Consider the following 11,571-nt stretch of genomic DNA (forward strand, 5'->3'; position numbering starts at 1 on the left):
GACATGATAAGAAACTGCTTTGTATATTTGTTACCTTTAATATTGTGCCTTGTTTCTTGTGTAGCTAATGAAGAAGCAACTACTGGCAGCTTGTATGGTACAATTAAAGATTCTGAAAACGGAAATCTTTTAAAAGGTTGTTTAGTTGTAATATCTCCAACAGGTAAATCTATTACTACTGGAGATGACGGTTCTTTTTCTTTTGATAACTTATCTGCTGGAGTATTTTCTATAAATGTATCTAAAAATGATTATGAATCGGCTAAGAAGGAAGTTACGATTGTTGCTGGTGAAAGAAGCAATGCTGATATGCAACTAACGAAAGAAATGCCTACATTATTAGTCAATAAAACAAATCTTGATTTTAGTGATATTGAGACAGAACTTCCTATTGAAATAAGTAATGGAGGAAAAAGTACTTTAAAATGGGAAATATCAACAGGTACAAAATGGATTAAAGTCAATCCGACTACTGGATCTACGACAAAAGATATAGCTTCTGTATTAATTTCCGTAGATAGAACAGGATTATCTAAAGGAGATTATAATGGAAGTATTAACATTACATCAAATGGGGGAACTGCCACAATAAAAGTAAATATGTCTATTAAAGGAGCTGTTTTAAAGGTTACACCTTCGACTCTTGATTTTGGGGAAATAGAAACGAGTAAAGAACTTTTTATTTCTAATGAAACCGAAATAGGAAGTATAGCCTATTCTATTCAACCGTCTGTTAATTGGATTATATTGAGTTCTAATGAAGGAACTGTTGATGCAAACACCGATAAGATAAAGGTTCTTGTAAATAGAGACGGGTTAGCTACAAATGATTACAATGAAAAATTGACTATAAATACCAAAGATGGAAGAAAAGAGATTCCGGTTATTGTTAAGCAGATAGAAAGAACTGTGGCTAAAGTTGGAATTGGTAGCTCATTTAGTGATATTACAGAAACTTCTTTCTCCATTAAAGGGACAATTCTATCAACCGGAGGACATGAAATTTCGTCATATGGACATTGTTGGTCTGAACATGATACTCCAACCATTGAAAATGATAATAAGAATAATTTCGGAAATTCAAAAGAGATAAGAGAGTTTACGAGTAATATTGGTGAATTGGATGCAGGTAAAACATATTATGTACGTGCCTATGCTGTCAATGACAAAGGTACTGCATATAGTGAGCAGAGGACTATTACAATGCCGTATTTAAAAGAACCAACAGTTAAAACAGAATCTGCAACTAACATTAGCAAAGACTTTGCAACTTTAAATGGTACTATAACAGATAATGGAGGCGATAAAATAACAGAATGTGGTTTCTATTATGGAACAAGCGAAAATACTGGGATTAAAAAAACTTTAGGTGATAATAGTTTATCAGCTTTGAAATTGGTGTTGACTAATCTTAAGGAAGGTACAACTTATTATTATAAAGCATATGCCACTAATTCAAAAGGCACAAGCTATGGAGAAGTAATGAGTTTTAAGACCTTAAGTGAAAATGCACCAACAGTAGAAACTAAATCGGCTACAGGCATAACGACAAAGTCCGCAACTCTAAATGGTACTGTATTAGATAGAGGCAGTTCTAATATAACAGAATGTGGTTTCTATTATGGAACAAGTGAAAACACCACGGACAAAAAGAAATTAGAAAACAGTATGGATGAATTAAAATTGAACCTAACGGAACTGGCAGAAGGTACAACTTATTATTATAAAGCATATGCCACTAATTCAAAAGGCACAAGCTATGGAGAAGTGTTAAGCTTTAAAACTTTAGATAAAGAGCAAAAGTATGTTGAATATCAAGATCTATTCATTTCAAATATTCCAACTTACATTGAAATTCATTCTTATAAGGATGTAACATTAGAATTTGAATATAATTCAAAAGTAAGTTGGACGGTTGAATGTAGTAAGCTTTGGGTAAATATTTCTCCAGCATTTGGAGATGCAGGAACAGGAAAAATAACTTTTAATATAAGAGGCAACAACTTCGTTGCACCTAATCATTCTGCTTATCTAATATTTAAATCAGGAAATACAATATTGGGAGAGGTTACAGTTTACCAAGGATATTAAATGATATATGCCAAATCGTTTACATGAAGTAGCTTTCGATTAAAAATACAGCTAAGAACATGAAATAGTAGTCGTTCTTGAAAATGGAGTAAAACGAGATATCATTAAGTTGGTATCTCGTTTTTTTATTTTCTCCCTATTCAAAAAATGCCGAAAACTCTACTACGAAGCCTTGAAATCCCTAACTATGAATTAAATACTTAAATTTATGACAGACACATCTCAATTATGGTATTCGCTTAATAAAGATTGTAGCGGTATACCAAAAGCTCCAGTAGAATTATCGCCTGATTCGAAAGAGACAACGAATAAGTTCTCCGATGATATAAAAGCTTTAGGAGAATATTTTCCTCAACTGACTTCTCTATTGGCAACGGATAAGAATGAACAAGGATTCATATTAGAAATAAGCCTTAAAGAGATTTTTGTTCTATGCCCAAGAAACAGATCTAGGCTAGATAGATACGGAAAGCTCCAAGAATACTTGAAAGAGAATTATAACATTACCTTAATTATTAAATCACAAAAAACTAAGTAACATGAAAGTAAAAAGATTTTCAACAGCAAGAGATAAAGAATTGAAATGTACTGATCCCGAAAGCTATATTGATGAGAACGGTATCTTATACCCCCGACTAGCAAAGATGCCAATACAGGACTTGTCTTTGATAGCCAATTTTAGAGTGGAAATGATGAAGCGTTATTATACAGGAGATATACGGGAAGTAGATTACCCCATAGTCGAGCTTCTAATGGACGGGCTCTCTGATATTCCGGTAAGACACAGAATCAGTTGTTTTGAGAATGCAGTATTCATCCAGATAAAATATCCCCCTAAGTTATATGCGACTGATGATACTAATTACATCTCTATAGAACTGGCTGCTCATATATTCAGTTTGACTACCTCTGATATGACAGATATAGCGGATGAAGACGGGGAATTATATGAAGATGAAGATGGGCATTCATTGGTTAGCCTAGAATGGCTGATAGATACATATGAGGATCGGTTATGCCAACTTGTTAATTACGAGAAACTAAGTTTCAAAACTGACGGACAAGGAGAAATATCAATAATAATAGAAAGAAAACTAGAATAACATGAAAAAGAAAGTATTTGTAATGGATAAGGTGTATGATTGGGGTACACTAGGGAGTCAATGAAGTAGAAAATGAAGTTCAGGCGGATCTGGATAAGGTCTTTAATGCTGGTGGAGTCAGATTCCAAATGAGAGAAGTATCTGGGAAAACATTGGAATTGACATTCCTCCGTAAGTACAGAGAGGGGGAAATAGACTGGCTGAATTATGATCCGAAGCAGATCTATAATATTGATGCAAACATAATCACAGGCCACAGTTTTAATAGTTTTAGGGTACCGGATTACTGGGGAGGCGTTCCCTTCGGGTACACGTTTTCCATGCCGAAGAGAGAATTTACGAGGTGTTATAAAAATTCGGCTGTACTACTTGGAGCAGATCAGATAGAGAAAGTTAAAATCACAGCGCAACCGGAGAAAGTAGTTATGAGAGTGACATTTTAAAGCAAGAGAGAAGATAGTTAGAGATGCTGTCTTCTCTATCTTTGTTTTTTGTTTTTATAGAGGTACTAAGAAACGTAAAATCATTAACAAATATACCGTGGCAAATAGCAAACTCTTAAAAGTCATAGTGGCAGCTTTCATAACAGTTTATGACTAGAAATAAATTAAATCAATCTTAAATTCTCTTTATTGCAAATGAAATATTTCAAAATAGAAATTTAAACAATAAACTAGTAGAAATGAGTATTACAACTTTTTCTTAACTTCAATATATTTACTAACTTTGTATAGACTGTAAATATTATCTATACTGGTATATAGTGTTATGGAAAAATGTACAATAACAGGATACATCGTTTTTATGAACTTTATCCATGTAGATATAACTTTGCAACATAATAAGGAACGTGAATATGACAGAAAAAAGAACTATTGGAAAACTTATCGAAAAGGAGGTTCGCAAGCAACAACTTTCAATTGTTGAATTTGCAGATAGAATTTGCTGTAAAAGGAATAACGTGTATAATTTGTTCACTCGTTATAATATGGATATTCAACAACTTGCATTAATATCCAAAGTATTAGGACGTAATTTTTTCAAAGAATTAGCTGAAGACTTAGAGCTTGCCAATGAGACGGATGAGTCAGAAGAAGATATTCAAAACAGAAAAGCCGTCTCTCAGTTTATGGAGGTAGCCCCAAGAGTATTACGAAAATTGAATGCCTCCTCCATCATCGTATTTAGTGTCAGTGAGAATGGAAAATACGAAGGATGTCCCGTCCCAGACTTTATGCTTCCCGATTATGCTATCTCTTTTACAATTGGAGAGACCTTTCAAGAACGTGCAAAAGATTTCTATCATCCAAGACTTATCTCTATTGAAAGTTTTCAAAACAAGGAAGGCATTGTAATTGAGATCTCGACAAATCATCTGCATGACTCCCGTATCATAAACATAAAGTTAGACTATAAGTCAGAAGATGAATGGTATGATACTTTAAAATTCGCTCTTGAAGTCTATAATTCATTTAGAAAATAAAGTGAGAACCGTTATGAAAGTAGATATTGATATATACACAGAGGTCAAAGATTGTACATATAAAGATGAACACTATTCTGTTCGTGATAATGGAGCAGTCTTTCGTCACGCCAAAGATGGACACAAGTCAAGGAAACTGGATGAACAATGGCTCTTTGGTACTAAGAATGAAAAAACAGGATATATGACTATAGGAGGGCATCGAGTCCACATAATTGTTGCAACAGCGTTCCATGGTAGCCATGATTCAAAAAGAGACATAGTAGACCACATTGACACTAACAGATGTAATAACCGACCAGAAAATTTGAGATGGCTCACAAGGTTGGAGAATGCATTGAACAACCCTGCTACACGAAAAAAAAAGAATACCTATGTGGCGGTGATATTCAGAAATTCATCGATAATCCAAGTTGTTTAAGAGATCTCACTGGTACAAACCAAGATGTAATGTGGATGAGAACGGTTACACAGGAAGAGGCCAAAGCAGCTTATGAACGGGTTATGAAATGGGCTGAAGAACCGAGCAAGCTGTATTCCAGTGCAGGTAATATGGGAGAATGGATATTTGCCCAACCTGATTCTCCGATAATTCAAGATACATATAGGCAAGTTCTGTTCCCTGCTCTTTCGCCTGATACAGCACTGCAACGTGAATGGAAAACACCCACTGAATTCCCACTTTGCCCTATCCAAATCTGTGAAACTCCACTTACTTCATATATAGATAACCTTTGTATTGGAAAAGTTATAACAAGAAATCAATATACTACTCAAATAATAGATGACTTTGCTCTATGTAATGAGAATCTAATAATGATAATATGCCATGGTCAAAATGAAGACCTGAAGAAATATACTTCTGTCTCTATAACCTTTGAAGATGGTAAATATATCCATGAAGGACGGACATATTTTGAAGAACGTGGAGCACAAAAGGCTCTCACAATAGCCAAAGGATTGGAGTGGGACGGACCGGACGGAATTGACGATTATTGTTAATATTAATTGTATGTATTATGATTGTACCATCAATGACGGAGCAAGAAATCCGTGAAGAACTATTGAAAGATTTAGCAGACTTAGAGAAACCAATAGAACGATTTCGTAAGAATTTCAGATCTAAAGTTCTGGGCTCTTACAAGTTTCCAGTAAAAGCTTCGTATGACTGTAAGAGCATCAAGAGAAAAAATCTTTTTGTCATAACTTTTACAGCTGATAAAAGAGGACAGCATGATAATCCCAACATAGGTATGTACTGTATATATGAACGTAAGGAAGGAAAATATGCAGCTGTTTATCAACCTATGACACATAAAATAACAATATATGCCCCCCATTTCTTCAGGAGGTACCAAGAGCGGACTCTTAAAGATAATAATTTGCCAATGCTTGAAATTATCAAAGAATACTTCAAAAACTGTTGGGGACTTACCAGTGTTGAGATTGATGAGAATCTGGAAGCAACCTACCAATGTTTTGAGGGCCATTATAGTGATGAAGTAATTGATTTTGTATCAGTAACGGCAGGAGGCTACTGTTTTGGTGAAAAACATGGAAATGTCTCTATTATAAAGACTATTATTTCGGAAGAGATGCTGTCAGAAAAGCAAAAAACATTTTTCTATGATTTGAAAAAACTATGTGATAATATTCAAATAGATTACAGTAACAAAGGAATAAAGTATACAGTATCTCCAATTGATAAATGAAACTACTATGGTTGGAAGGAGATAGTTGCAGTAGGTAATTCTATAAGTAACTGGACTTTAACAGATACGTGCATAAAATCCCTCTGCTAAGTGGTAGGGGATTATTTATCGATGCTAACATCATAACTGGTCATGGATTCGATGGTTTTAAAGTTCCCGTCTATTGGGGAGGGGTTCCGTATGGTTATCCATTCTTTATGCCAAAGGAGGAATTTATTGAGTGCTATAAGAAGTCAGCGATTAAACTTAGAGGAAGTCGGTTGAAATTTGCGGAAGTAAATACGATGCTGGATAAGATAATTGTGGCTTTGGCATATTAAAGAAAAGGAAGATAGAAAAGAATCTATCTTCCCTTTTTGGGGCACTGTCCACGATTTTGTGTAAATAGAAAAGGGATTCTAATGTCGAGTGATTACTTTGTCTAAATTTAATACATTTCGAAATGCAGGTTGAATTTCCCAAATAAACTGTTCTGCAACACTTTCTACATCTTCACCTTCATCATTTAAAAGCAATGGATTTTCCACAAAGTTCCAAAATTCTACCTTATTTTTAGATATTCGATTTTTAGGTTCAATAAATCCTATCTCATATAAATACTTGGCGATTTGAATAGCATTACACGAATCACTCACTCCATCTATTTTAACAGTTTGTTGATTAACAATTTCTTCATTTATAACTGTTAATAATTTCGTGTATTTATAAGAAGAATTTTTTCGATTAAATGCGTAAAAGATAAAGCGGAGGTTGTCACATTGCACTTTATATTCTGCAGATATATCTAATAATCTCTCTCTTCCATAATTAGCCAAACATTTTTTTATATGCGTAATTGTTATTTTATTGCCTGAATCTGCTTTATTAGCCTCTATTATTGCTTGGCGTATAAGAGATAATACCCATCTAGGTCGCTTAATACCTAATAACGATAGTGTTTTGTGTGGTTCAAATTTGGTTATATTATTTTGTTTGCGTTTTTCCACATTCTTATCAGACAAATCAAAATCAGTTGTCAAATCAAACAAGAGTCCAATATACCAATCATCATCTTTTGTTACAATATTATTATCACAATATTTATGATAATAACTACTTATTCTTTTGGCAATCATAGTCTTGATTTCATCAGAAGACCACCTGTAATCGACAATAAAATCTCGCATAGTAGCCAATGATGTAACCTGAGAAGCTAAAATAGCCCAAACATTTGGTTTTAACGTTGTCCTAATATAAACATTTGAAAATAGATTCGACAAATCTTTGCATGCTAATAACAACGTTGATACCTTATTTATGTTTTGAGGACTTTTGGTGAAAAATTGGTCTACTTCATCGATGAATAGCCAAATTTTTAAATTCCTTTTCTGTACAAGCTCCTCTACCTTTTTCATCTTTCTTTTCTTCAAAGTATTTACAATACAGTCTATTATATTGTAACTTTGGTTATTATTCCTAGCAAGCTTGTAAATTCCTTCCCATTCACTTTTGTTGATTTTATAAACAATATCAAGCTTTTGATAAATGGCATCTAGTATATTCAATTTCCACATCCTAATCCAAGATGTTGGAGAAACAGAATCATCAGCTTCTGGTGAAATATTAGAATCGTATTTTACAATACTTAAATGATTGGGTCGTTTACCTAGTTTATTACTCCACAAAAGATTTAATGTAGTTTTCCCTGTTCCCTTTGGAGCACACAATATCATAAATTTATTCTCTTCATTAAGGTATTCAGTACAGTCTGCTTTATCTATACTAAAATCTTTAAGCAACTCGAAATCTATATTAGAAGCATCACTCGAACCTATTAATTGATTTATTTTAAAATTCCTAGCACCATATAGTTTGATTACGTCATCATTAGATTCTATTTCCAGCCCTAATCTTAATTGTCGTTCAGTGTCATTCATATTTTTATATTTAAGATAACTTCAAAGACTTCCTTACGCTATTTTTTAAAATATCTTGTAATTTACTTACTGTACCGAGAACCAAGTCACGTTCAACACCATTATCCAGCTGTAGTAACAATGAATCAAACAGCTCATTTTCTTGAGTAGTTCCATAATAGAATAAATTCCTTTTTGCAGTCGTCATCTTTGCGGAATAATCTTTCACATTAGCTGGTATTGAATTATCTGCAACTAAAAACAAAAAATCAATACATGAATTTATTGTACTCATTCTATACTTTAGTTGCTTCTTTAAGATAGCTTCTTTTTGCCTTAACCTTGTATTTATAAACCATCCAATTATTAATACTAAAACAGAAATACTAGGAATAAGTATATTGCACCATATCGTTATTTTACTTTCAAATATTGGTGGGTGCTCTGCCAAGCATGAACATGAATAATTATTATTCAGTTGTTCAATTATTGAATTTATGCTATTGTTATATGTAATCATAGTAATATGATTAAAAAGAGTGGGGGATCAACTTGTTACCCTACTCAGGTTATCTACAGATTCTTTATAATTACAAATTTATTAAAAAAAGATTAGAACAAAAGCATTTGTGGTAAAAATAATACTGGAATAGAGCTAAATTCTAATCAAGCAATTTGTATATTAATAGATAGGTATTCCTACCCTTCCTAATATAGGAAATATTTTTTCCTAATTCCAAGACTGTGTTTCTAAGATTACGATTTATTATATATTATCCCCAAGTCTACTTAATCCAAAACCTCCACTCACGTGTACATTGGTAGTACTTCTTTTTTCCAATTGTGACAGGTTTATTACTTGAATCGCCTTGATACTCTACCTTATTACCAAAAGGATCATATTGACATACATTTTTTCGATAACCCTGTTCTATTGGTTCGGTTGGTAATTCTTCGTCAATCCATTTTATTTGTATACCATCCTCAAAAAGAGAATTACCCATGAGAAGATATTCATAGACATAAGTTGGTCTTGTTTCAATTATAGGTTCACTATCATTGTCTACTATCTTAATGCCTCTGATGAGAACGGAAGCTCTATATTGGCTATCCTTATTTTCAAAAGTAAAATCAACTCCCGATACATGTGCGTTAAATGAACCAAGGGGATAATACTTATTCTTCATAGCAGGATCTTTTATTTTATCAGAAATATGATACATGATATAATCCTTGATCTTTGTTCCTGCGCCTTCTTCATGGTAATAGAATTCTATATCACGAAGATAAATCTTTCTATCGTTTACTTGGAAATATCCACCAAAGAAGAAATGGCGAGCAAGTTTATTCATTTCCTTTAGCAATAACTCTTCATCTCCATTTGCTCCTTGAAAAGCCTCCAGAATTCCTTTTAATGTGTTTTTCATTTTATTATTTTAGTAAGTTGTTCATAGTCTTCTCTATTCTCCTTTCTATAGCCAAAATCCATGAGATAATTACTAGCCGATAAAGTTTTTAATCTTACTGTTATAAATAGTGATATTAGGGTAAAAAAAAGACCAGCCAAAGAGGCGGAAACAATATATAACACGCAGTTATTTTGACCAATAGATGAATAGAAGCAATTCCAAGACTCTAATAATAAAGCTATAAAAGCTGATAAATGTAATATTATCACCACACTCCACGTGATAAGGAAAACCCATCCTATTAATATATTCAATTTAGACACTGAATAAGCACCACTATCAATATTACTTAATTTCTTATTATAGTAGAAGCCATCATCATCTTTTTTCTCCATATCTTTATCTAAAAAGTCTACTTTTCCCATCAAATATATTTGTGGTATTCCTAATTCATGTTTAAACTCTTCTTCAAAATCTGAGATAGCTTTTGCATATACTTCATACCATGCTTTAGACCCTTTGGCCATTAACACCCAAATAACAGACAGTGTAAAACCTAATAATCCAATAGCAAAGGCAGCACCATGAAGAATCTTGTAATTTAGTTCTATAAATACATTATTGCTAAAAAGATTTGAGATAAGAATACCATACCCTGAAAGCGTTAATGTTAAAAATACTGCCAAGAAGATTGAACGCTGCCAAAGATTGGTGATTTCCATATCTCGACATCTATATAATTTATTTAATGTACGTTCAAGGTCACATTTTTGATTACCTTTCCGTTTCCGATATATCATATTCCGTAATTTTATATATTGTCCTTTTCTGTAAAAGTAGTTATAAAATCATTATATTAAATGGAAAATAAGAAAATTAACAAAAAGAGATAGTCGTTCCTAACTATCTCTTCAACCATTTTATTTATATGCGCTATTGACTATCCCTTCAATCTCTGTTCCGTCAAAATCAGGTTCAACATAACGCAACATCAAATACATAAGAGCATCATCTTTTGGAACACCATAGTCATGTAATTTACAAGCAAACCGAAACAGATTAGAATTCCGAAATCCCCGACTAACAGGAAAATACCTATCCGATAGCTCTTGTACTTTCTTTATAGCCTGATCAGGATTCTTAAATTTAGGTGGCTGTAACATGAGATTTTTCCAGAATGTTACACCTGTACTTTTTATAGTCTTTGATGCCACATAAGGAGTAATCTTTGCTGTTGATGAAGAAGGTACAAAGTGGTATATCTCTGAATCTGCATTATAATATACCTTTGGATCATAACTTATGAAATGTGCCCTTGATAGATTGTCGCATTTAGAATCTATATGCGTATTCCCCAAGTACCCACTGATTGAGCTATACAGTTCTTTATGAAAAGCCGGATCAAGGGAATCATGTTGGATAATTAGTTTTATTCCTCCTCTTGGTGAATGGAAAGCCATCTTAACATAAGGGTCACTCGTGTGTTTCACCCAATCAGAATCCCTTTCCGTTAATTCATTAGGGAGATCATAATCTAAGTCTATACAGATATAGCAAGAATAATCTAGTAATGCCGTATCTAATCTTTTTCCAAAAATGCCATTAACCAAAACTACAGGTAATTTCTTCTTTAACCAATCTTGTTTTTTCTTATTACCCATATTTCTCTGAATATCTAAAGTAATATCCTTTATATATCCATAAGGAGTTTCTATTTTATTCTTTAGATCAAGTAGTTCTGATATACAGACATACTGATTCCTAAATAATCCTTCTATTAAAGTTATCTTATCTGTCATATTCTATTTATTATAAAAGGTGGGATTTAAGTTATTAATCTCTTATATAATAGTAATGTAGATCGTAGGAGAATATCCC

14 protein-coding genes are annotated in these 11,571 nt (G+C 32.9%); 9 read left to right on the top strand and 5 right to left on the bottom strand.

The window, feature by feature from the left end; translation table 11 throughout:
• Positions 1-3 precede the first annotated feature (3 nt).
• The 9 genes from NXV01_RS11120 to NXV01_RS11160 all read left to right on the top strand — a co-directional run bounded on the left by NXV01_RS11120 (position 4) and on the right by NXV01_RS11160 (position 6,709).
• A complete protein-coding gene (locus tag NXV01_RS11120) occupies positions 4-2,091 on the top strand; it encodes a BACON domain-containing protein (RefSeq protein ID WP_259022442.1) in 2,088 nt (695 codons plus the stop codon).
• 208 nt (positions 2,092-2,299) lie between these two features.
• Complete coding sequence (locus tag NXV01_RS11125; protein ID WP_259022443.1) at positions 2,300-2,629, top strand: hypothetical protein; 330 nt, start codon at positions 2,300-2,302, stop codon at positions 2,627-2,629.
• 1 nt (position 2,630) lies between these two features.
• Positions 2,631-3,194 (top strand): hypothetical protein, encoded by a 564-nt coding sequence (locus NXV01_RS11130; RefSeq protein ID WP_070613026.1) that lies wholly within the window; start codon positions 2,631-2,633, stop codon positions 3,192-3,194.
• Between the two features lie 128 nt (positions 3,195-3,322).
• Positions 3,323-3,637, top strand: coding sequence for a hypothetical protein (locus tag NXV01_RS11135; protein ID WP_259022445.1), 315 nt, complete (start codon positions 3,323-3,325; stop codon positions 3,635-3,637).
• 413 nt (positions 3,638-4,050) lie between these two features.
• The gene (locus NXV01_RS11140) at positions 4,051-4,677 is read left to right on the top strand and encodes a hypothetical protein (RefSeq protein WP_259022447.1); all 627 of its coding nucleotides are present in this window, start codon (positions 4,051-4,053) and stop codon (positions 4,675-4,677) included.
• 13 nt (positions 4,678-4,690) lie between these two features.
• Positions 4,691-5,098: an HNH endonuclease signature motif containing protein gene (locus NXV01_RS11145; RefSeq protein WP_259022448.1), complete on the top strand. Its 408-nt coding sequence runs from the start codon at positions 4,691-4,693 to the stop codon at positions 5,096-5,098.
• Positions 5,099-5,133: 35 nt separating this feature from the next.
• A complete protein-coding gene (locus tag NXV01_RS11150) occupies positions 5,134-5,679 on the top strand; it encodes a hypothetical protein (protein WP_259022449.1) in 546 nt (181 codons plus the stop codon).
• Between the two features lie 17 nt (positions 5,680-5,696).
• Positions 5,697-6,389, top strand: coding sequence for a hypothetical protein (locus NXV01_RS11155; protein ID WP_259022450.1), 693 nt, complete (start codon positions 5,697-5,699; stop codon positions 6,387-6,389).
• 68 nt (positions 6,390-6,457) lie between these two features.
• Complete coding sequence (locus NXV01_RS11160) at positions 6,458-6,709, top strand: hypothetical protein (RefSeq protein WP_259022451.1); 252 nt, start codon at positions 6,458-6,460, stop codon at positions 6,707-6,709.
• A gap of 78 nt (positions 6,710-6,787) precedes the next feature.
• Here the strand turns inward: NXV01_RS11160 and NXV01_RS11165 are convergent, their stop codons facing one another.
• The 5 genes from NXV01_RS11165 to NXV01_RS11185 all read right to left on the bottom strand — a co-directional run bounded on the left by NXV01_RS11165 (position 6,788) and on the right by NXV01_RS11185 (position 11,492).
• Positions 6,788-8,305: a P-loop ATPase, Sll1717 family gene (locus NXV01_RS11165; RefSeq protein WP_259022452.1), complete on the bottom strand. Its 1,518-nt coding sequence runs from the start codon at positions 8,303-8,305 to the stop codon at positions 6,788-6,790.
• 10 nt (positions 8,306-8,315) lie between these two features.
• Positions 8,316-8,804, bottom strand: coding sequence for a hypothetical protein (locus NXV01_RS11170; RefSeq protein ID WP_259022453.1), 489 nt, complete (start codon positions 8,802-8,804; stop codon positions 8,316-8,318).
• Positions 8,805-9,069: 265 nt separating this feature from the next.
• Positions 9,070-9,711 (bottom strand): hypothetical protein, encoded by a 642-nt coding sequence (locus tag NXV01_RS11175; protein WP_259022454.1) that lies wholly within the window; start codon positions 9,709-9,711, stop codon positions 9,070-9,072.
• Positions 9,708-10,493: a hypothetical protein gene (locus tag NXV01_RS11180; RefSeq protein ID WP_259022457.1), complete on the bottom strand. Its 786-nt coding sequence runs from the start codon at positions 10,491-10,493 to the stop codon at positions 9,708-9,710. The genes NXV01_RS11175 and NXV01_RS11180 overlap by 4 nt, the downstream gene beginning before the upstream one ends.
• Before the next feature lie 120 nt (positions 10,494-10,613).
• Positions 10,614-11,492 carry a BT4734/BF3469 family protein gene (locus NXV01_RS11185; RefSeq protein ID WP_259022459.1) on the bottom strand — a complete coding sequence of 293 codons (879 nt, stop codon included), beginning with the start codon at positions 11,490-11,492 and terminating at the stop codon, positions 10,614-10,616.
• Between the last annotated feature and the right edge of the window lie 79 nt (positions 11,493-11,571).

This window comes from Bacteroides sp. BFG-606 (assembly GCF_024788145.1).
GTDB lineage: Bacteria > Bacteroidota > Bacteroidia > Bacteroidales > Bacteroidaceae > Bacteroides > Bacteroides vicugnae.